Origin of the sequence: Microbacterium sp. MMO-113 (assembly GCF_037148555.1) — a bacterium.
Taxonomy (GTDB): domain Bacteria; phylum Actinomycetota; class Actinomycetes; order Actinomycetales; family Microbacteriaceae; genus Microbacterium.
In genome coordinates, this window is sequence record NZ_JBBCTD010000004.1 from 353,439 (window position 1) to 373,343 (window position 19,905).

General features: G+C 69.9%; 21 protein-coding genes. 3 read left to right on the forward strand and 18 right to left on the reverse strand.

Translation table 11 applies throughout. From position 1 onward, the window contains the following. The first annotated feature begins 70 nt into the window (after nt 1-70). Together WFJ36_RS15390 and WFJ36_RS15395 are read left to right on the forward strand one after the other, a co-directional pair. Nucleotides 71-385, forward strand: coding sequence for a DUF2470 domain-containing protein (locus WFJ36_RS15390; RefSeq protein WP_218138562.1), 315 nt, complete (start codon nt 71-73; stop codon nt 383-385). Between the two features lie 57 nt (nt 386-442). Beyond that, nucleotides 443-1,090: a biliverdin-producing heme oxygenase gene (locus WFJ36_RS15395; protein ID WP_336643649.1), complete on the forward strand. Its 648-nt coding sequence runs from the start codon at nt 443-445 to the stop codon at nt 1,088-1,090. 14 nt (nt 1,091-1,104) lie between these two features. Here the strand turns inward: WFJ36_RS15395 and WFJ36_RS15400 are convergent, their stop codons facing one another. After that, nucleotides 1,105-2,505, reverse strand: coding sequence for an ATP-dependent DNA helicase (locus WFJ36_RS15400; RefSeq protein ID WP_336643650.1), 1,401 nt, complete (start codon nt 2,503-2,505; stop codon nt 1,105-1,107). A 118-nt stretch (nt 2,506-2,623) separates the two neighbouring features. Between WFJ36_RS15400 and WFJ36_RS15405 the strand changes: the two genes are divergently transcribed. Then, nucleotides 2,624-3,694, forward strand: a complete 1,071-nt coding sequence (locus tag WFJ36_RS15405; protein ID WP_071329344.1) for a hypothetical protein — start codon at nt 2,624-2,626, stop codon at nt 3,692-3,694. Between the two features lie 13 nt (nt 3,695-3,707). Here the strand turns inward: WFJ36_RS15405 and WFJ36_RS15410 are convergent, their stop codons facing one another. The 17 genes from WFJ36_RS15410 to WFJ36_RS15490 form a co-directional block, all read right to left on the reverse strand. Further along, the gene (locus WFJ36_RS15410; protein WP_083391769.1) at nt 3,708-5,720 is read right to left on the reverse strand and encodes a cytochrome c oxidase assembly protein; all 2,013 of its coding nucleotides are present in this window, start codon (nt 5,718-5,720) and stop codon (nt 3,708-3,710) included. A gap of 81 nt (nt 5,721-5,801) precedes the next feature. Then, complete coding sequence (locus WFJ36_RS15415) at nt 5,802-6,089, reverse strand: HU family DNA-binding protein (protein ID WP_017203554.1); 288 nt, start codon at nt 6,087-6,089, stop codon at nt 5,802-5,804. Between the two features lie 323 nt (nt 6,090-6,412). Continuing rightward, entirely contained in the window at nt 6,413-6,718 is a 306-nt protein-coding gene (gene rpsN / locus WFJ36_RS15420) for a 30S ribosomal protein S14 (protein ID WP_017829734.1), read from the reverse strand. 3 nt (nt 6,719-6,721) lie between these two features. Continuing rightward, nucleotides 6,722-6,892 carry a 50S ribosomal protein L33 gene (gene rpmG, locus WFJ36_RS15425; RefSeq protein WP_017203558.1) on the reverse strand — a complete coding sequence of 57 codons (171 nt, stop codon included), beginning with the start codon at nt 6,890-6,892 and terminating at the stop codon, nt 6,722-6,724. Further along, nucleotides 6,892-7,128 carry a 50S ribosomal protein L28 gene (rpmB, locus tag WFJ36_RS15430; protein ID WP_025102729.1) on the reverse strand — a complete coding sequence of 79 codons (237 nt, stop codon included), beginning with the start codon at nt 7,126-7,128 and terminating at the stop codon, nt 6,892-6,894. Before rpmB ends, rpmG begins: the two co-directional genes overlap by 1 nt. 192 nt (nt 7,129-7,320) lie before the next feature. Further along, entirely contained in the window at nt 7,321-8,043 is a 723-nt protein-coding gene (locus WFJ36_RS15435; RefSeq protein ID WP_336643651.1) for a DNA-3-methyladenine glycosylase, read from the reverse strand. 1 nt (nt 8,044) lies between these two features. Beyond that, the gene (locus WFJ36_RS15440) at nt 8,045-9,895 is read right to left on the reverse strand and encodes a hypothetical protein (RefSeq protein WP_143049292.1); all 1,851 of its coding nucleotides are present in this window, start codon (nt 9,893-9,895) and stop codon (nt 8,045-8,047) included. Continuing rightward, entirely contained in the window at nt 9,885-10,697 is an 813-nt protein-coding gene (locus WFJ36_RS15445) for a TIGR03943 family putative permease subunit (RefSeq protein ID WP_071329346.1), read from the reverse strand. Before WFJ36_RS15445 ends, WFJ36_RS15440 begins: the two co-directional genes overlap by 11 nt. Beyond that, on the reverse strand, nt 10,690-11,730 hold the full coding sequence (locus WFJ36_RS15450; RefSeq protein WP_060923446.1) for a permease: 1,041 nt from the start codon (nt 11,728-11,730) through the stop codon (nt 10,690-10,692). The genes WFJ36_RS15445 and WFJ36_RS15450 overlap by 8 nt, the downstream gene beginning before the upstream one ends. Beyond that, nucleotides 11,727-12,143: a Fur family transcriptional regulator gene (locus tag WFJ36_RS15455; protein WP_336643652.1), complete on the reverse strand. Its 417-nt coding sequence runs from the start codon at nt 12,141-12,143 to the stop codon at nt 11,727-11,729. The genes WFJ36_RS15450 and WFJ36_RS15455 overlap by 4 nt, the downstream gene beginning before the upstream one ends. A gap of 119 nt (nt 12,144-12,262) precedes the next feature. After that, nucleotides 12,263-13,135, reverse strand: a complete 873-nt coding sequence (locus WFJ36_RS15460) for a metal ABC transporter permease (protein ID WP_370670668.1) — start codon at nt 13,133-13,135, stop codon at nt 12,263-12,265. Then, nucleotides 13,132-13,983: a metal ABC transporter ATP-binding protein gene (locus WFJ36_RS15465; protein ID WP_025102736.1), complete on the reverse strand. Its 852-nt coding sequence runs from the start codon at nt 13,981-13,983 to the stop codon at nt 13,132-13,134. The genes WFJ36_RS15460 and WFJ36_RS15465 overlap by 4 nt, the downstream gene beginning before the upstream one ends. Next, nucleotides 13,980-14,963 (reverse strand): metal ABC transporter substrate-binding protein, encoded by a 984-nt coding sequence (locus WFJ36_RS15470; protein WP_292790623.1) that lies wholly within the window; start codon nt 14,961-14,963, stop codon nt 13,980-13,982. The genes WFJ36_RS15465 and WFJ36_RS15470 overlap by 4 nt, the downstream gene beginning before the upstream one ends. A gap of 65 nt (nt 14,964-15,028) precedes the next feature. Then, on the reverse strand, nt 15,029-16,720 hold the full coding sequence (locus WFJ36_RS15475) for a glycoside hydrolase family 13 protein (protein WP_336643653.1): 1,692 nt from the start codon (nt 16,718-16,720) through the stop codon (nt 15,029-15,031). Nucleotides 16,721-16,757: 37 nt separating this feature from the next. Continuing rightward, on the reverse strand, nt 16,758-17,636 hold the full coding sequence (locus tag WFJ36_RS15480; protein WP_071329350.1) for a carbohydrate ABC transporter permease: 879 nt from the start codon (nt 17,634-17,636) through the stop codon (nt 16,758-16,760). Continuing rightward, entirely contained in the window at nt 17,636-18,580 is a 945-nt protein-coding gene (locus WFJ36_RS15485; RefSeq protein ID WP_177173838.1) for a carbohydrate ABC transporter permease, read from the reverse strand. Before WFJ36_RS15485 ends, WFJ36_RS15480 begins: the two co-directional genes overlap by 1 nt. Further along, nucleotides 18,577-19,905, reverse strand: a complete 1,329-nt coding sequence (locus WFJ36_RS15490) for an ABC transporter substrate-binding protein (RefSeq protein ID WP_336643654.1) — start codon at nt 19,903-19,905, stop codon at nt 18,577-18,579. The genes WFJ36_RS15485 and WFJ36_RS15490 overlap by 4 nt, the downstream gene beginning before the upstream one ends.

The window sequence follows — 19,905 nt, forward strand, 5'->3', positions numbered from 1 at the left end:
AAGACGTGTCTCCTGAGTCTAGAACGCGGATGCTGAAAGTCGGCCCCGCGCGTCGTCGTAGGGTGTCCCTGTGCCCCATGAGTTCGATGCCGACGTGATCACCGCCGTCCTCCGCCACATGAACGGCGACCACACCGACGACAACCTCCTCATCGCGCGCGCCTTCGCCGAACCGTCCGCGGAGGCGATCGATGCGTCCGTGATGACCGGCTTCGACGGCGAGGTCGGCGTCTGGGAGATCTCCCGTGGCGGCACGACGTCAGAGCTCCGTGTCCCCTGGCCCGGCGGCCCGATCACCGAGCGCCGCGAAGTGCGCCGAGAGGTTGTGGCGCTGTACGACGCGGCCTGCGAGCGCCTGGGCGTCGAACCACGGCCGCACGACTGAGTCGCCCTGCGGAGCTCGGACTTCCATCGAAGGTTAGGCTGCCCTTACACTGAAGCCATGCCCGAGATCCTGTCCTTCTCCGCCGCCCTCCGCGAGCGCTCCTCCGGTTCGCATTCCCGCAGCGAGACGGCGGGCTTCATGTCCGATCTCCTCAAGGGCGAGGGGTCGCGCGAGGACTACGTCGCGCTGGTCGCGCAGCACTACTTCATCTACGACGCGCTCGAAGGTGCCGGCGAGCGCATGCGCCAGGACCCGGTGGCTTCCGTGTTCCTCAGCGACAAGCTCACGCGCCTCCCTGCGCTCGAGGCCGATCTCACCTTCCTCCTCGGACCCGAGTGGCGCGCGCGGATCGCCCCGCTGCCCACCACACAGCGCTATGTCGACCGCATCCGTCAGGTCGGCGCGACCTGGGCGGGCGGCTTCGTGGCGCACCACTACACCCGCTACCTCGGCGACCTCTCCGGCGGCATCTTCATCGGGCGGGTGATGGCGCGTCGCTTCGGCTTCGAGACGAACGGCATCGGCTTCTACCTCTTCGACGACATCGCCGACCCCTCCGCCTTCAAGGACGTGTATCGCGAGCAGCTCGACGCCGCTCCGTGGGACGAGGCCGAGCGCGAGCGCGTCATCGACGAGGTGCTCCTCGCCTACCGCTTCAACACCGAGCTCTTCGAAGACCTCGACCGCGCCCGCGCCGCCGCCTGAGCCGGCGGTCGCGGTCAGGTCCGCGGCAGCTCGGGCGTCGAGGCGGCGAGCCACGCATCGCGCATGAACCGCCGCACGTCCTCGTCCACGCGGATGTCGCTCGGCCGCAGCGGTCGGGAGAGGTAGAGGCCGTCCAGCGACGTGAGGCGGCTCAACGCGACGTAGGTCTGCCCCGGCGCGAACGCCCCGGAGCCCAGGTCGATCACGGCGCGGTCGTAGGTCTTGCCCTGCGACTTGTGGATCGTCACGGCCCACGCGAGCCGCAGCGGGAACTGCGTGAACTCAGCCACGACGTCGCGGGAGAGCTTCTTCGTGCTCGGGTCGTAGGCGTACCGGAACCGCTCCCAGACGGCCGGCTCGACGTCGACCTCCTCACCGTCGATCTCCACGCGGACGGTCCCGCCGAGGATGCGGGTCACCGTGCCGATGGTGCCGTTGACCCACCGCGGCGGCTCTCCGGTCATCGCGGTGTCGTTGCGCAGGAACATCACCTGCGCACCCACCTTCAGCTTCAGCTCGGACTCGGCCGGAAGGGACGCCTCTCCGCGGCCGAAGTCGCCGTTGACCTCCGCGCGCGCCGTCTGCTCCTTGCCCGGAAGCGCGGCGAGATGCCGGCTGTTGATGCTGTTGACGATGTCGTTGCGCGTGGCGAGGGTGATCATCGGCACCTCGCCCGGCTCGGGGTCCGGAGGGGTGCGCGCGCCCTGAGCGTTGAGGATCCCGGCGATCTCCGCCGTGACCCGTCCATAGCGGACGGCGTTGAGCATGGACTTGAAGCCGTCGTCCGACTGGCGGTGGATCTGCACGAGCTCCCGCACGTGCAGATCGGCCCGGGTATCCACCTCGAACAGCGCCCCCTGGGTCCCTGAGTCTGCCGAAGGGCTTGTCGAAGGGCCTGCCCACACCTTCGCGTCGAAGAACCAGAATGACCGGTAGTGGTCCTTGACGTACCGTGCCTCATCCCCGCGCGGAGGGACCGGAGCGAGCTGGTACGGGTCGCCGAACATGACGATCTGCACGCCGCCGAACGGCTCGCCCCGCCGCCCGCGCGCCTGGCGCAGCGACCGGTCGATGGCGTCCATGAGGTCGGCGTTGACCATGGAGATCTCGTCGATGACGAGAGTCTCGATGGCGTTGAGGATGCGTCGCGTCGCGTCGTTCTGGTCGATGTCGCCGTCACCGATGAGCCCGATCGGCAGCCGGAAGAGGGAGTGGATCGTCTGCCCCTCGACGTTCAGCGCCGCCACGCCGGTCGGGGCGCAGATCGCGATCTGCTTCTTCGTGTTCCAGGCGAAATGCTGCAGCAGCGTGGATTTGCCGGTGCCCGCGCGTCCGGTGATGAAGACGTGCTCCGCGGTGTCCTCGATGAGCCGGAACAGCTCCTGCTGCTCCTCGGACAGGGCGGGAAGGGACACGGTTCTCACAGGGCTGGTGGGGCGGACACGGGACGCTCCCCCATGCTACGTGCCCCGGTCGGGCACGGGTCCGCCGACGCTCGGCGTCCCCCCAGGACGCCCTCCTAGACTGACCGGCATGGAGCGGGCCGGGACGCGCGCGCCCCGGCGGTCGCGCCTGGGCGCCGATCTGGCGATCCTCGGACTCATCGGCGTCCTCCTGCTGGCCGCGATCGGCGCGGGAGGTGCGACCCTCTACCGGCAGTTCTATGGCCCGTCGGCGTTCGTGGTCCGCTATCTCGATCTGCTCGCCGAGGGCCGGGCCGCCGACGCCCTCCGCGTGCCCGGGGTCGCGATCGATCGGGAGACCCTCGATGAGGCGGGCATCGACCCCGCCGCGTCCGAGGCGATGCTGCGACGCTCGGCCCTCGGTCCGCTCAGCGACGTCAAGGTCGAATCGGAGGAGCCCTCCGGCGACGGCACAGCGGTGACCGTCAGCTACCACGCCGGCGGCCACTCCGGCACGAGCACCTTCCACGTCGCGCAGGACGGCTGGGCCGGCATCACGCCGAACTGGCGGTTCACGACCAGCCCCCTCGCCGTCGTCGAGCTCACGGTGCGCGGCGCCGACCAGTTCGCCGTGAACGGGTTCGAGGTCGACCGCCGCCAGATCTCCGCCGCCGGGGCCGCGGCGCAACCCCTCGAGCCTCTGCCGCTGCTGGTCTTCACCCCGGGGCTCTACTCCGTCACGGTCGACACCGCGATCGCGGAATCCTCCGGGCACGGCGTGCTCGCCGACGAGCCGCTCGCCGTGACCCCTCTCGATGTGCAGGCCGAGCCGACGGAGGAGTTCGTCGACGTGGTCCAGGAGCGAGTCGAGGAGTTCCTCACGGCGTGCACCACGCAGGAGGTCCTGCAGCCCACTGCGTGTCCGTTCGGCCTGCGTGTCGAGAACAGGATCGCTGCGCCACCGAAATGGTCCATCGCCCAGCAGCCGGAGATCATGGTCGCGCCGTCCGACGACGGCCACTGGCAGATCCCGACCACCGCAGCCGTGGCGCATGTCGAGGTCGAGATCCAGTCTCTCTTCGACGGGTCCGTGGAGCCGGTGTCCGAAGACGTGCCCTTCCGGGTCAACGGCTCCATCGCCATCCTCCCGGACGGCTCGGCCTCGATCCGGGTCGGCTCCCCGGACGACCCGGTGGAGTGAGCCCCGCAGCGGATCAGCGGCGCTGGCGCTCCGCCGCGCGCTGATCCCGGGCGGCGAGGTCGGCGAGCCGCGCGTTGTACTCCTCCAGCTCGGCATCGCCGGTGCGATCGGCGTGCCGGTCTCGGCGCCGCTGGAGCTTGGTGTCACTCCGGCTCCACTGGATCGCGACGGTGATCGCGAGGATGAGGGTCGGGATCTCTCCGATCGACCACGCGATGCCACCGCCCACGTACTGGTCGGTCATCGGGTCGGCACCCCAGTCGCGACCCATCGCGCCGAACCAGTCGGCGACCATGAGCCCCTCCTGCATCATGATCGCCATGCCGAAGAAGGCGTGCATGGCCATCACGGCGATGAGGGTGATGAGCCGGCCGGGATACGGCAGACGGTAGGGCACCGGATCGGCGCCGATCAGACTCATCACGAACAGGTAACCCGAGATCAGGAAGTGGGCGACCATCCACTCGTGCCCGAGGTGCTCGAACATCGACCAGCGCACGAGGTCGGTGAAGTAGAACGCCCAGAGCGAGAGGATGAAGATCGCCGCCGCCACGATCGGGTGCGTGACCACCCGCGCGAACGGCGAGTGGACGGCCCACATGATCCATTCGCGACCGCCGCGCGTGCCGTCGTCGCGTTTGTGGATGGCGCGCAGGGCGAGGGTGATCGGCGCCCCGGAGACGAGCAGCAGCGGGATCGCCATCGAGAGCATCATGTGCCCCAGCATGTGCACGCTGAAGAGGTACTCCTGGTACGCGTTGATGGGACCGCCGGTCACCCACACCAGCAGCAGCAGGCCGAGCACCCAGAACACCGTGCGGTGGATCGGCCAGCGGTCGCCGCGCAGCCGGAGTCGGCGCACACCCGCGAGATAGAAGAAGAGTCCGAAGCCCGCAGCGACGAGCCACAGCACGTCGATGTCCCAGGCCGTGAACCAGCGCTCCAGCGTGAGCTCGGGCGGCAGCAGCGATCCGGTGAGGATCTGCGCCGGGGTCTGCGCGAACGCCGCGACCTCGCCGGTGGGCGGGGGCGTGCGCGCGAGCGCGGCCGCGGCACCGGAGGCGAGGCCCATCAGCGTCACCTCGCCGAGGACGAGCGCCCAGAACCAGCGGGACGCGCGCGCTCCGCTCAGCTTCGGAATGAGACGCGTGCGGTACCAGGCGCCGAGCAGCCCCATCCCGACGAGCAGGATGGCCTTGACGACGACGATGAGCCCGTAGGGGGTCGTCCACACGGCCTCCCAGCTCCCGACAGCGACGATCGACCGGGTGAAGCCGGAGACCGCGACGACCGCGAAGGCGGCGATCGCGAGGGAGGAGTACCGGCGGACGAGCGTGGGCAGATCGAGGCCCTGCTGCCCTCGGAGGAGCACGAGGAGGAGCAGTCCGCCCAGCCAGACTGCCGCGCCGATCGTGTGCAGGAGAATGGAGTTGACGGCCATGTTGTGTCCGTCGAGGTCGCCGGCATGCCCCTGCGTCGCGAGCGGCAGGAACGACACCGCGGCCAGCAGCGCCGTGAGCAGTGTGGGCGTCCAGGTGCGCCAGGCGAACGCGAGCACCGTGATGACCGCGCCCAGGATCGTCGTGATCAGCCAGGACTGCCCCAGCGGAAGCTCGAGCAGGAAGCGCCCGAGCTGCGAGCCGAACTCGCGCTCGATGCTGAGCTGCGGGTTGAAGGCGGCCATGAACGAGAAGAAGCCAGCGAGGCCCGCGGCGACCGTGAAGACGGCGGCGCCGACCGAGGCGATGTTCAGGGCCGTGTCGAAAGTCCGCTCCCCCGCCCGCAGACCGAACAGGGCCAGCACGAGCGATCCGAGCATGAGCGCACCGGCGAGGTTCATCACGAGCTTCGCGAGCGGCGTGCCCCACAGCACCACGGGCCCGGGGTCCTGCAGCAGCGGCGGGTTCGCCCCTCCCCCGACGAGCAGCGCCCAGACGAGGGCGACGCCGGCGGCGGCGAGGAGGATGACGATGCCGGCGAGACGGTACGCCGACGTCGAGCGCGGCGTCTCGGTGCGGGAACTCACCCCTCCAGCCTAGGCGCGCGCAGCCGGGAGGAAGCACGAAGGCCGCCCCCGAAGTGGGAGCGGCCTTCGAAAGGTGCGGTCTTACTTGACGGCAGCCTTGAGCTTGGAACCGGCGGTCACCTTGACGCGCTTGCCGGCCGGGATCTTGATCTCGGCGCCGGTCTGCGGGTTGCGGCCCGTGCGGGCGGCCGTGTCGACCTGCTCGAACGAGATCCAGCCCGGGATGGAGACCTTGCTGCCCTTGGCGACGGCGTCGGAGACCGTGGCGAACAGCGAGTCGAGGACACCGGAGACGGTGGCCTGGCTCTGGCCGGTGGCGGAAGCGATGCTCGCGACGAGCTCGGTCTTGGTGATGGACTTGTCAGCCATGTCATCCTCCAGCGACGACGGACCGTCGCATCGTGTGTGGGTGCGAGGAGCGGGTGCTCCCCGTTGGTCGTGTGACCGCCTCGAATGTACCAACGGCCACCCGGATTTCCGCGTCATTTCGCGGGTTTCGACCTATTTCCCGGCGTGTCGCGTCACATTGGCCACTCGTGCCACAGGTTTTCAGCCGCCCGCTCGCGCCGTCAGGCACCCGCGCGGGATCAGGCGCTCCCCTGCGCACGCGCCTGATCCCGCGCGATCGCCTGCGTCGCCGGGCACGCAAAAAGGGCGAGGATCCGAGATCCTCGCCCTTCTTCGCTCGATGCTTACCAGCTCGACTTGGTCACGCCGGGCAGCTCGCCACGGTGCGCCATGTCACGGAAGCGGACACGCGAGATGCCGAACTTCGTGAGGACACCACGGGGGCGGCCGTCGATGACGTCGCGCGAACGCACGCGAGCCGGCGAGGCGTTGCGCGGCAGCTTCTGCAGGCCGACGCGGGCGGCCTCGCGGGCCTCGTCGGTGGCGTTCGGGTCGACCAGGGTCTTCTTCAGCTCGGCACGACGCTCGGCGTAGCGCTCGACGATGACCTTGCGCTGCTCGTTGCGCGCGATCTTGCTCTTCTTAGCCATGGATCAACGCTCCTCTCGGAATTCGACGTGCTGACGGATGACCGGGTCGTACTTCTTGAGCACGAGGCGGTCGGGGGTGTTGCGGCGGTTCTTCTTGGTCACGTACGTGTAACCCGTACCCGCCGTCGAACGCAGCTTGATGATCGGACGGACGTCCTGAGCCTTCTTGGCCATTAGAGCTTCACACCCTTCGCCTGGAGGTCCTTGACGACGTTCTCGATGCCACGCGCGTCGATCACCTTGATGCCCTTGGCGGACACGTTGAGCGTGATCTTACGACCGAGCGAGGGCACGAAATAGGTCTTCTTCTGCACGTTCGGGTCGAAGCGACGCTTCGTCCGGCGGTGCGAGTGCGAGACGTTGTGACCGAAGCCGGGAACAGCTCCGGTCACCTGGCACACTGCTGCCATGATGATGACTCCTTCATTACCGTGAGACCGGACGGCCTCACCCAAGATCCCTTGTCTGCACGCCGCCCCGCATGCCGATCTCTCGGCGGAAGAAGGGGGAGCACACGAACTGCGCACAGGAGCGTGCGCAGACGAAGAGTCAGTCTAGCACGGCCTCGGCCCGACGCTTCGAATCGCCTGAATGGCCCCATCTCAGCTCGAGAAGCCACCATTCGCGCGACTCGAAGCGTCGGCAGCACCCCGCCCCCACCGGAAGGCGGACACCGTGGGGTCGCCGGGGATCCAGAAGCGCCAGGGGAAGGCATCCGTCCCGGCGATGCCCGCCACGCCCACCCGCGGACCCTGGGCCACCTCGACCACGGGCGAGCCGAGCCACAGCTCCGCCTTCGCGCCGTTCTGCTCCGCCCCCGTGATGGCGTCCAGGCCGTCGTGCAGGGAGTGCCGCAGCCCCGCGGCCTGTCCGAGCCGCCCCGGTCCGCGCGCGAGGTCCCGGAGGGCGGTGCGGCCGAGCGGCGGGACCGCACGTCGTCGTCGGGCCGCCGCCTCCACGCCGGACACGATCTCCCCGGCACGCAGCAGCACCCCGTCGCCCTGCCCTTCGGGTCCACAGGCCACGTTGACGCAGGAGTGGATGCCGTGACTCAGGTACACGTACAGATGCCCGGGTTCGCCCCACATCGTGGCGTTCCGGGCCGTGCGCCCCATGCGGGCGTGGGACCCCGGGTCGGCCACCTCCCCCGTGCCCTGACCGTGATACGCCTCGACCTCGGTGATGCGCACGCGCACCTCGACCGGGAGGCCGTCCTCGAGCACCACGGTCCGCAGCTCCGCGCCGAGGAGGGTCGGCGCCACCTCGACGGCGGAGCTCATCACGTCATCGCGGTTCGCGCGCCGCAGCGTCACGGACTCTGTCACGTCAGAACCGCGGCGCCGTCTGGCACCAGGACGCATCGAAGCCGGTCAGCGCGACGATCTCGTCCCCGGTCTTCATGTCGATGAGGTGCGTCTCGAGCTTCTCCGGCAGCGGCAGCAGCATCCCGTCATAGGCGTTGTCGGCCATGTCCGGCGCGATCACGACGGCGGCGTACTGCCCGCTCGGCGACGCACAGGCCTGGAGGATCGAGTCGGCGGCACTCACTTCCACGAGCGGCGTGGCGGCTCCGGAGTCGTCGACCCGGATCACGGCCTGCCCCACCGGGAGACCGCCCTCATCCCGGGCGACGACATGGCGCAGCGTCCCGCCGGGGAACGGGGTGATTGAGGTGGCGGTGCCGTAATCCGGCTCGGACGCGGCGAGCGGCTCCTCGGATCCGTCCGCGAGGTCGAGCTCCACCACCGAGCCGTCCAGTCGCTCGACGATCGCGGTGTAGGTGCCACGGGAGATCCCCTGGATGGTCGTCGCGAGCCCGAGGGACTGCACGCCCGTGTCGGTCGACTGATCGACGAGCGAGAGCGCCCCGTCGAAGTCGATGAACAGGACGGCCGCGCTGTCGGGCACGAACTGCCACACGAAGACGCTCACCTCCTTGTCGCCGACCTCGATGATGCGGGGTTCGTCATCGCCGCTCAGCGACTGGGTGACGAGCACGCTGGCGCGCCCCTCGGTGTCGCTGAGCTCGCGATCGGAGTAGCTGTAGCCGACGAGGTTGCCGCGCTCGGACACCTGGATCGCGCCCACGTACCCCTCGCCGGGCAGCGGGAGCTCACGCTGGTCGGAGCCGTCCCTGTCCATCACGAGCAGCCGCGACTGGTCGTCGTCCTCGACAGCGGCCACGAGCTGCGTCGACGTGGCCCGGAAGTCGTCGATACGGGGGTGGGAGAACACCGGCTGCGCGTTCTCTCCGCTCAGGTCGGTACGGAAGATGATGTCGTCGCCGTCCGGGTCGCGGCGCAGGAGGAAGATCGACGACGCCGGCGTCTCGAAGGACGTCGTCAGGTCTGCGGTGGGGCCTCCTCCCGCGCCCGTCACCCCGGCGACGGTCACCGTGTAGGTCGTGTCATCGTCGAGGGGCACTGTGAAACGCACGCCCACCCCGCGGCCGGCGGCATCGACCGTGAACGGTACGGAGGGCTCGACGGTGACCTGCTCGGGATCGATGGCGGAGAGCGGCTGGTTCGCGGTGAGGATGACCCGGCTTCCAGACGATTCGATGGCCTGCGCGGCGTCGACCTGCACGTCGGTGACCCGGGGGCCCTGGAGGAGGCTCACGATTCCGAGGCCCGTGCCGACGAGTACGAGCACTCCGACGACGGCGCCGATCGTCACGAGGAACCGCCGGCGGGACCACGGGGCGCTTCGCGGCTCCTCGTCGTCGGCGGGGAGGTCGGTCGTGGGCGTCCAGCCCGGCTCCGCCGCGTCTTCGACGACGCCGTCTGCTCGGGAAGCGGACGTCGGGCCCGCGGGGGTGAACACCGGTTCGGGCGCCTGCGGGATCACGGGGATGCCGGCGGCCGACTCCTCGGAAGCACGTGCGGCGGCTTCCTGCTCCGCTGCCGCACGCTCGGCCGCCTCGCGCTCGGCCGCGGCTTCGCGCTCCGCTGCGGCTTCCCGGTCGACGGCTTCCTGCTCGGCGGCGACCTCCGCCGCCATACGCTCCACGGCCGCTCGCTCCTCTGCGACCAGCTCCGCATCGGCCTGCTCGGCTGCCGCGCGCTCCGCCGCGGTCTGCTCCTCCGCAGCGCGCTCCGCGGCCTCCCTGGCCGCACGCAGCTCGGCGCGAGTGCGTGGGACGTCGGGCGACTCCGGCCGCTCGTCGTCAGTACTCATACGGGTCCTTCGGCTCGTCGATCGCCACGACGTCGGTCGGCTCGATGTGCAGGGAGCCGTCTTCGTCCGCCCGCACCGTCCCGGTGACCTCGACCCACTGGCCCGTCTTGTACGCGTCGGCGTCCACACTCACCGGCAGCGCCGCCGTCTGGGCGTCGATGACGCAATGGGTGATCACGAGGCGTGTGAGGTTGACGTCGTCCCCCTCGCCGGGTGTGACGAAGCCCTGCAACGTGACGTCGGCTCCGTCGTACGCCGTGGTGTTGGTCGCGGCGGCGAAGACGCTCGCCCAGTCGCCCACACCGAAGGTCGACGTGTCCGCGACCCCGAGGGCGACGGTGTCGGCGCCGGCGAACAGCGCGCTCTCCTCCCCGGCGCGGGACATCGCGAGTTCCACCGAGAGCGAGGCGGGAGGCAGGACGAGCGCGGAGACGACGACGCCGGTCGCGACCACGCCGCCGGCCAGCGCACCGACTCCCGCGAGACGACGGCGCGACGGCCCGGAGGGGTGCGCGGTCTCATCGGACGAGGACGCCTCCGGCCCGGTGGAGCGCGAGGCCGCGGGGCCATGGTCGTGCCCGTGGTCCTCCTCGGCACCCAGCGGCAGCGTGCACGACCAGATGGCCCCGGCGAGCGTCACGACGGCGGCGGCGGATGCGAACCACACCGACTCCGGGCTGATGTAGAGGCTGAGGCGGTCGGTCACCGCGAGGCCGAGGGTGACGACCGCGACGACGGATGCCAGGCCGATCCCCAGCCACCGGGTGGCGAGGGCGCGGGAGCGGGCGGAGAGCTCAGGCAAGGACGTTCACCCCGATCCCGATCGCGAAGGCCGATGCCAGCACGACGGCGGTGATGCCCACGAGCGTGCGAGTGGTGAAGGTCGTGCGCATCAGCGCGAGCATCTTGATGTCGACGAGAGGCCCGACGAGGAGGAACGCGACGAGCGCCCCCGAGGAGAAGGTGGACGCGAACGACAGCGCGAAGAAGGCGTCGACGTTGGAGCAGATCGCCACGACGATCGCGAGCAGCATCATCGCGACGATCGAGAGCACGGGGTTGGCGCCGATCGTGAGCAGGACGTCGCGCGGGATGAGCACCTGCACGGCGCCCGCCAGCGCGGAGCCGATCACGAGCGCCGGCATCACGGCCCGCAGCTCCACGAGGAACTGCGTGAGGCTGCGGCGCACGGGCGTCCCGGGTTCGTGCGTAACGCGCTCGCACGTGTCGACGAAGCGCTGGGTGAGCAGCGACTCCGGCGAGGGGTGGCGGCTGTAGATCCAGCCGATGAGGTTCGCGATGAGGTAGCCGCCGACGAGGCGGGCGACGAGGATGCCGCCGTCCCATCCGAAGGCGGCGTGCGTGGTGAGGATCACGATCGGGTTGACGATCGGTGCCGCGATGAGGAAGGTCAGCGCTTCCGCGGGGGCGAGTCCGCGCATCATGAGCCCGCGGGCGAACGGGACGTTTCCGCACTCGCAGACGGGGATGAGCATGCCGAGCAGGGAGAGCACGGCCCGGCGAGCCCACGCCCGTCGCGGGAGCCAGCGGTGGATGACGTCCGCCGGGAGCCAGACCTGCACGACGATCGACAGCAGCACGCCGAGCACGACGAAGGGCAGCGCCTCGATGAGCACGCTGAGGGCGAGCGTCAGACCGTCCTGCGCTCGGGTGGGCAGCGAGGCGGGGAAGAGGGTGGGGAGGAAGGCGTCGATGAGGAACAGCGCCGCGACGATCACGGCGCCGATGCCGACGGCGATCCACGTCGAGCGCGGTGAGGGCGCTCGACGGTGCGTGTGGCCCGGACGGGTGGCCGTTCGTGCCGGGGCGGTCACGCTGTCGCAGCCCTCTCGGCGTCGCGCTTGTTCGCGCACGGGGCGCAGAGGCCGAAGATGTCGACCACGTGGGCGGCTTCGGTGAACCCGTGCAGGGCGGCCGTGCGATGGGCCCACTGCTCCACGTCCTTCGCCTCGATCTCGACCGTGAGGCCGCAGGATCGGCAGATGAGGTGGTGGTGGTGGCCCTGAGTGGTGCACGCCCGGTAGAGCGCCTCGCCCTCGGGGCTCTGCAGCGAGTCGGCGTCGCCCGCGGCCGCGAGCCCGGCGAGAGCGCGGTAGACCGTGGCCAGGCCGATCCCGGTGTTGTCGTCGCGGAGCGTCGCGTGGAGGCTCTGCGCGCTCACGAAACCGCGCGCGTCGGCGAGCGCTTCGCGCACGCGCTCGCGCTGCCAGGTGTTCCGCTGAGCCATGCCTTTGATTCTAGGCCGGGACGGTTGGCGAGGGCTGGGAGCGGCCCACCCCCGCTTCAAGTCGCCCGATTGGCCCCATCCGCAGCCGAAATGGAGCAAAGTGCGCGATTTGAACGGGGTCAGACGCGGGTGACCCGGGACCGGACGCGCTGCACGATCCAGCACACGACGTAGATCGTGAAGGACAGGGTCGTGATGTAGGGGCTCACCGGGAGGGTTCCGGCGAGCGCGAGGAGGATCCCGCCGACGGCCGACACGAACCCGAACACAGCCGCCAGCACCGGCACCGCGACAGGGCCCGCCGTGATCCGCATGGCGGCGGCCGCCGGCGTCACCAGGAGCGCCATCACCAGCAGCGCGCCGATGATGTGCACGCTCACCGCGACGATGAGCCCCAGCAGCACCATGAACAGCAGGCTCACGGTGCGGGTGGGCACCCCGCGGGCGGCCGCCGACTCCGGGTCGAGCGAGTCGAAGCGCAGCGGATTCCACATCACGAGCAGGCCGAGCAGCACCACGAGGCTGATGCCGATGAGCCAACCGAGGTCGGGGCTCGAGACCGACACGATCTGCCCCGTCAGGAGGCTGAACCGGTTGGCGCTCCGGCCGTCGTACAGCGACAGGAACAGGATGCCGAGACCGAGCCCGAACGGCATGAGCACGCCCACGATCGAGTTGCGGTCCCTGGCCTTGGCGCCGAGGACCCCGATGAGGATCGCCGCCACGAGGGCTCCGCCGAGGGAGCCGAGCACGACGCTGCCGCCGAACAGCAGCGCCGCCGCCGCTCCCGCGAAGGAGAGCTCGCTCACCCCGTGCACCGCGAAGGCGAGATCGCGCTGCATGACGAAGACCCCGATGAGGCCGCCGACGAGGCCGAGCACGGCACCCGCGATGATCGAGTTCGAGAGCAGGGCGACGAGCTCGCCGTAGTCCTGGAAGGAGAAGATGTCGTCCCAGCCGACCATCGGGACGAGGGCGGACGCGGCGGTCATGCGGCTCCCCCGTGCTCGTGGTCGTGGTCGTGGTGCGGCTCCGCATCGGGGACACCGACCACGACAAGGCGGTCGCCGGCCCGGAGCACGAACACCGGGGTGCCGTAGAGATCCGTCAGCACGCGGGTCTGCAGCACCTCCTCCGGGGTCCCGAGGAGGAACCGGCCCCCGGCGATGTAGAGGATGCGGTCGACGCGGTTCAGGATCGGGTTGACGTCGTGCGTGACGAACAGCACCGCGGCCCCGCGCTCCCGTCGCTGCCGATCGATGATGTCGGTGACGGCGACCTGGTTGGCGAGGTCGAGGTTCGACAGCGGCTCGTCGCAGAGCAGCAGCGCGGGCTCGTCGGCCAGCGCCTGTCCGACCCGGAGGCGCTGCTGCTCCCCGCCGGAGAGCAGGCCCACGCGGCGGTCCGCGTAGGAGGTCGCCCCGACCGCCGCCAGCAGCGCGTCGACCTTCGCCCGGTCGCCGCGGTGCGGGACCGGGAAGCCGAAGCGGCTGCCCTGCACGCCGAGGGCGACGAGGTCACGGGCCCGCATGCTCGTGTCGGGCGCGAGCGCACGCTGCTGCGGGATGTACCCGATGCGGGCGTTGCCGCGGTGCACGGGCTCGCCGGCCACGCGGATGCTGCCGCGGGACAGAGGCTGGAGTCCCAGGATGCTGCGCAGGAGCGTCGTCTTCCCGGAGCCCGACGGACCGAGAACCGCGATGAACTCGCCGGGCTGCACCGCGAGGTCGAGCCCCGACCAGAGCTCGCGGTCGCCCCGCTGCAGGGCGCCGTCGGCGATCTCGAGGACCGGACCGGTCTCCCGCGCGGGTCGCTGAGCCTGTGAACGGGCTCCGCTCACGACTGGACGGCGGCGGCGAGGCTCTGGATCGCGTCACTCATCCACTCAGAGTACGACGATCCGTCCTCGAGCAGCTCCGTGAACGCGACCACGGGCACCCCGGCGTCCTCCGCGGCCTTCTCCACGCGCTCCGTCTCCGCGCCGCCGGTCTGGGCGTTGGTGAGCACGGCGGTCACATCGCCGGACCCGACGACCTGCAGCGCCTCGAGCAGCACGGCGGGCGCGACGTCGCTGCCCTCCTCCACCGACTCCGCGAAGCCCTCGGGGGTGACGTCGGTGAGCCCGGCGGCCGTGGCCAGGTACCCGGGCAACGGCTCGGTCATGAACACCGTCGCCCCGGCGGCGTCCGCCTTGATCGCCTCGAGGTCGCCCTCGAAGCCCTCCAGTTCCGCGACGAGCTCGTCCGCGTTCGTGCGGAACGTGTCGGCGCCGTCGGGGTCGATCTCGGTGAGCTCGTCGGCGATCGCCTCGACGACGTGGATCATCGTGTGCGGGTCGAACCACACGTGCTCGTTGAAGCCCTCGATGTGGTCGTGGCCGGCATGGTCCTCCCCCTCGGCCTCGTGATCGTGCGACTCCTCGGTCGCGGCCTCGTCGTCATCGTGGCCCTCGTTACCCGGGTAGTCGTGCGAGAACTCCACGGCCGTGACGACGTGCGGGTCCTGCGCATCCTGCAGGAGGCTGTCGATGAACGCGTCGTAGCCGCCGCCGTTCTCCACCACGAGGTCGGCCTTCTGCAGCGTGAGGCGGTCGCGAGCGCTCGCCTCGTAGGAGTGCGGGTCCTGGGTGACCGAGTCGATGATCGAGGTGACGTCGACCCGGTCTCCGCCGACCTGCGCGGCGATGTCGCCGTAGACGTTGGTGCTCGCGACGACCGTCACCGCGCCGTCGTCTTCCGCCGCGCCGGAGGTCGACGAGCATCCGGCGAGGGAGAGGGCGGCGACCGAGGCGAGCGTGAGGGCGAGGACGGGCTTCTTCATGAGTCCCACTCTAAACGCTAATGAGAACCATTATCAAATCCGCGTCCCCGCCCCCACCGGCCCGGTCAGTGCGCGAGAGCTCCCGGAGCGATCCACGCCGTGGCCTCGCCCGGCAGCACGGAGCCGTCGAGCGCCACGGTCGACAGCACGACGTCGTCGGCCGCAGCGCCCAGGTCGAACGGCACGGTGCCGAAGTTCGTCACGACCTCCCACCCGTTCGGGCGGCGGAATCGCAGCACGTCCTCGCGACCCGTGTCGACCCACTCGAGCGTCTCCCCGGTCTGCAGCACCCGCCGCAGCCGCAGCGCCTCGCGGTACAGGTTGAGGGTCGAGCCGGGGTCGGCGTCCTCCACCTCGACCGCATGCTCCGCGAACCAGTCGGGCTGCGGCAGGTGCGCGCCGGCCGCGCCGAAGCCGTACGAGCTGCCGGACGTCGTCCACGGCAGCGGCACGCGGCAGCCGTCGCGGCCGAGGCCGTCGAAGTCTGCACCGCGGAAGAACCCGGGGTCCTGCCGCTGGTCGGGCGCGATGTCCGCAACCTCGTGCAGGCCCAGCTCCTCGCCCTGATAGAGGTAGGCGCTGCCCGGCAGGCCGAGCAGCAGCAGGGTCGCGGCGTGCGCCCGGCGCAGGCCGCCCTCACGGTCGAGACCCTCCTCCGGGCCGCCGGCGCGCACCCACTCCGTGCCCTGCTTGACCGCACGCCCACGCAGGGGCGGCAGGCCGTAGCGGGTGGCGTGCCGCGTCACATCGTGGTTCGAGAGCACCCAGGTCGTCGACGAGCCCGCGGCCTGCGCCTGGGCGAGGTTGTCGGCGATGATGCGCTGGAAGTCGGCCGCGTCGAAGTCGGCGACGAGCAGGTCGAAGTTGAACGCCTGTCCGAGCCCCTCCGCGGAAGCGTACTTCGCGCGGCGCTCCGGGGTCTCCACCCATGCCTCGGCGACCGCGGTGCGCGGCGGGTCGTACTCGTTGAAGACCGCGCGCCACTGCGCGTAGATCTCGTGCACGTCGTCGCGGTCGATCATCGGGTGCGTGCCCGAGGTGCGGTCCATCGCGTCGAGTTCGGCGCGCGACGGCAGCGGCTCGGTGAGGTCCTTCGTCAGCATGTGGGCCACATCGATGCGGAACCCGTCCACGCCGCGGTCCGACCAGAAGCGGAGCGTCGTGAGGAAGTCCTCGCGCACCTCGGGGTGGTCCCAGTTGAGGTCGGGCTGCTCGACAGCGAAGTTGTGCAGGTACCACTGACCGTCCGCGACGCGCTCCCAGGCGCTGCCGCCGAAGACCGAGACCCAGTCGGTGGGCGGCTCCGCACCGTCGGGGCCGGTGCCCTCACGGAAGATGTAGCGCTCCCTGGCGGCCGAGCCGCGGCCGGCGGCGAGCGCCTCCTGGAACCAGGCGTGCTGGTCGGAGGTGTGGTTGGGGACGATGTCGACGACGACGCGGATGCCCCGCGCGTGCAGCGCCTCGACCATGGCGTCGAAGTCGTCGAGGGTGCCGAGGCGGGGGTCGACGTTCCGGTAGTCCGCCACGTCGTACCCGCCGTCGGCGAGCTCCGACGGGTAGAACGGGCTCAGCCACACCGCGTCGATGCCGAGCGCGGCGAGGTAGTCGGCGCGCGACACGATGCCGGGGATGTCACCCAGGCCGTCGCCGTCGGCGTCCGCGAAGCTCCGCGGATAGATCTGGTACACGGCGGCCTGACGCCACCAGGTCGCGGTCTTGTCGTCTTCGCGGGTCGCGGTGAGCAGCGAATCGGTCATGAGGAAGAGGCTCTCCTTGTTTCTTGCGGGGGTCGGGTCAGCCCTTGACGGCACCCTGCGTGACGCCCTCCATCACCCAGCGCTGAGTGAAGAGGTAGGCGACGATCGCGGGAGCCATGGCCATCAGGTACGAGGCGAAGGCGACGTTGTAGTTGTTGCTGAACTGGTTCTGGAAGAGGTTCTGCCGCACCGGGAGGGTCTGCAGCGCGGGGTCGGAGATGATCAGCGACGGCATCATGAAGTCGTTCCAGGCGTAGAGGAAGGCGAAGATGCCGACCGTGGCGCTCATCGGCGCGAGCAGCGGGAAGATCAGCTTCCAGAACGTCTGCCAGGTGGTCGCGCCGTCGATCCGCGCGCTCTCCTCCAGCTCGATGGGGATCGACCGCAGAAAGGCCGTGAACAGCAGCACGCTGAAGCTGAGCTGGAACATCGTGGCGAGGATGATCACGCCGAACGGGTTGTCGAGGCCAACGCGTCCGGTGAGCTGGATCTGCGGAAGCGCCACGACGGGGAACGGGATGAACATCGCCGCGAGCAGGTAGAAGAAGGAGTACCGGAACAGCCGGCGGTCCCAGTTGCGCACGATCGCGTACGACGCGAAGGCCGCGAGCACGATGGTCGCGATGACCGTCCCCGCCGTGACGAGCAGCGAGATCGCGGCACCCACGGGGAACTTCGTCAGCGTCCACGCCTGCACGAAGCCGTCGATGCTGAACGGCGCCGGCAGCGAGAACGCGTTGCCGTCGACCGCCTGCCCTGTGGTCTTGAACGCCATCGAGATCGTCACGTACAGCGGGATGAGGATGGTCGCCGTGCACAGGATCAGGATGATGGTGCCCGACCAGTTGACGCGCTCCATCTTCTGCCGCTTCCGGCGTCCGTCCGCGGGGATGGTGGTGAGGGTCTCCGTCGACATCAGAACGTGTTCCTTCCGCGGGTCAGCGAGAGCTGGAGGACGGAGATGAGCACGGCCACGATGAAGAAGATCGTGGCGTTGGCCATCTGGTAGGCGTAGTCGCCGCCGTTGAAGCCCGCGATGATCGTCATCGCGACGCTGCGGGTGGCGGTGCCGGGACCGCCGTTGGTGAGGCCGACGATGATGTCGTAGGCGTTGAGGAAGCCTTTGAAGCCGAGGATCACGTTGATGACGACGTATCCCGCGACGAGGGGGATCGTGATGCGGGTGAGCTGCTGCGTGCGGCTGGCACCGTCGATGCTCGCCGCCTCGTACACCTCGCCCGGCACCGACAGGAGTCCGGCGATGTAGATGAGGAGGGTACCGGGGACCGCCTGCCAGGCGGTGACGATCACGATCGCGACCCAGGCGAGGTCGGGGTTGGCGAGCAGGCTCGTCTCCAGCCACGGGATGCCGGTGGCCGCGCCCGCCGCGGGGATCGAGTTCGAGAACAGGAAGTTGAAGACGTAGGCGATGATGATGCCCGAGATCACCATCGGGATCACGAAGATCGTCCGCAGGCCCGTCTTGAACCGGATCCGGGACGTGAGGCCGACCGCCAGCAGGAACGCGATGACGTTGACGACGATCACGGTCGCGATCGAGAACCCGAAGGTGAAGAGGTAGCTCTGCAGGATCGCCGGGTCGCTGAACAGCGCGATGTAGTTCGTCAGCCCGTTGAAGCTCCATTCGCCGATGCCGATGGAGTCGGTGAAGCTGAAGAAGATGCCGATCACGCCGGGGACGGTGATCGCGAGCGTGAAGATCACGAGAGTCGGCAGGAGGAACAGGTAGTAGATCGGCTCGACGCGGCGGGTGTGGCGGCGGATCTTCCGCTGCCCGCCGGTGAGGATGGCGGTGGTGCTCGTCCCGGCGTCGGCGCCGGTGGTCGTGGTGGTGCTCATGGCGCGGACTCCTCTGTCTCGCCCGATGCGGAATCCTCGGAGCTCGGGATGGGGGCGCGGAAGGCGATGCGGGCCCAGTCGGCGTCCATGGTGCGGAGGATGGACGACGGGGCGGCGCCGAGGACCATGGCCTGCGCGTAGTTGAAGATCGGGAGGGTCTTCGGGACGAGCACTGAGGGGCCCTGATAGATCCGTCCCTCGTCGTAGTACTCGATCATGCCCTCGATGCGCGGGTCGTCTGGCGGCGCCGCGTCGGTCGTCGGGGTGAACCCGAGCTGCGACGCGTTGTACTCCTCGATGTGCTCGGGGAGGTAGAGGTACTCCAGGAAGTCGCGCGCGGCCTCCTGGTGCTTCGACTCCTCCGGGATCATGACCGCGAGGTCCATGTTGACGCGGACCGCGAGGTCGTCCGGGTCGTCGGTCATGGGCAGCGGGAAGGTCCCGAGGTCGAGGTCGGGGTCGGTCTTGGCGATCTCGCTGAACGCCCACGGCCCCTGCAGGTACATCGCGGCCTCGCCCTTCGCGAAGGCGAGGTTCCCGTCCCCGTACGCCCGGCTCGCGGCGTCCTCGTTCGTGTACTCGTCCGCGAGCAGCATCATCTTGTCCATCGGCTCCGCGAAGTCCTTCTCGAACGAGACCTCAGAGTCCGGGCCGACATCGGTGCCTTCGGCGGCGAGCGCGTCGAAGAACGCCAGCACGTCGAGCGAGCCGCCGACGGCGTAGTCGTACCACCCCTGCCCGACGGTCCAGTCGTCTTTGAAGGTGGCGTAGAACGAGTCGATCCCGGCCTCGCGGAGGCTGTCGCTGACGGCGAGGAGCTCGTCCCAGGTCTGCGGCACCTCCAGGCCCTGCTCCGCGAAGATCTGCTTGTTGTAGATGACCGAGGCGGCCATGACCGAGTACGGCAGCGCGCTGGTGCGTCCTGCGCAGGAGCCGTACTGATCCATGAGCGGCTGCAGGTCGTCGCGGATGCCGGCGGCGGCCTCGGTGTCGGAGAGATCGGTGAGCGCGCAGCGCTGCACGAACCGGGCGACCTCGTAGTTGTAGTTGGCGAGCATGATGTCCGGCGGATTGCCGCGGACGAAGCTCGCCGACACGACGTCGACGCCGGACGTGTCGATCTCCACCCGCACGTCGTCCTGCGACGCGTTGTACTCCGCGACGAGCTCCGTCATGAACGGGATCGCCTCGCGCTTGCTGAACGTGAAGCGGATCGTCTCCGCTCCCCCGCCCGCGGCGCAGCCGGTGAGCGCGGCGCCGGTCAGCACGAGGCCGAGCGCTCCGGCGGTCCAGCGCACCACTCGTGGTCGTGTTGCAGACACCAT

What these genes read in the sequence shown, in the direction of transcription:
- WFJ36_RS15395 (WP_336643649.1), top strand. Translation starts at nt 443, where the DNA reads ATGCCCGAGATCCTGTCCTTCTCCGCCGCCCTCCGCGAGCGCTCCTCC.
- WFJ36_RS15405 (WP_071329344.1), top strand. Translation starts at nt 2,624, where the DNA reads ATGGAGCGGGCCGGGACGCGCGCGCCCCGGCGGTCGCGCCTGGGCGCC.
- WFJ36_RS15415 (WP_017203554.1), bottom strand. Translation starts at nt 6,089, where the DNA reads ATGGCTGACAAGTCCATCACCAAGACCGAGCTCGTCGCGAGCATCGCT.
- rpsN (WP_017829734.1), bottom strand. Translation starts at nt 6,718, where the DNA reads ATGGCTAAGAAGAGCAAGATCGCGCGCAACGAGCAGCGCAAGGTCATC.
- rpmG (WP_017203558.1), bottom strand. Translation starts at nt 6,892, where the DNA reads ATGGCCAAGAAGGCTCAGGACGTCCGTCCGATCATCAAGCTGCGTTCG.
- rpmB (WP_025102729.1), bottom strand. Translation starts at nt 7,128, where the DNA reads ATGGCAGCAGTGTGCCAGGTGACCGGAGCTGTTCCCGGCTTCGGTCAC.
- WFJ36_RS15440 (WP_143049292.1), bottom strand. Translation starts at nt 9,895, where the DNA reads ATGAGTACTGACGACGAGCGGCCGGAGTCGCCCGACGTCCCACGCACT.
- WFJ36_RS15455 (WP_336643652.1), bottom strand. Translation starts at nt 12,143, where the DNA reads ATGGCTCAGCGGAACACCTGGCAGCGCGAGCGCGTGCGCGAAGCGCTC.
- WFJ36_RS15460 (WP_370670668.1), bottom strand. Translation starts at nt 13,135, where the DNA reads ATGACCGCCGCGTCCGCCCTCGTCCCGATGGTCGGCTGGGACGACATC.
- WFJ36_RS15470 (WP_292790623.1), bottom strand. Translation starts at nt 14,963, where the DNA reads ATGAAGAAGCCCGTCCTCGCCCTCACGCTCGCCTCGGTCGCCGCCCTC.
- WFJ36_RS15475 (WP_336643653.1), bottom strand. Translation starts at nt 16,720, where the DNA reads ATGACCGATTCGCTGCTCACCGCGACCCGCGAAGACGACAAGACCGCG.
- WFJ36_RS15480 (WP_071329350.1), bottom strand. Translation starts at nt 17,636, where the DNA reads ATGTCGACGGAGACCCTCACCACCATCCCCGCGGACGGACGCCGGAAG.
- WFJ36_RS15485 (WP_177173838.1), bottom strand. Translation starts at nt 18,580, where the DNA reads ATGAGCACCACCACGACCACCGGCGCCGACGCCGGGACGAGCACCACC.
- WFJ36_RS15490 (WP_336643654.1), bottom strand. Translation starts at nt 19,905, where the DNA reads ATGGTGTCTGCAACACGACCACGAGTGGTGCGCTGGACCGCCGGAGCG.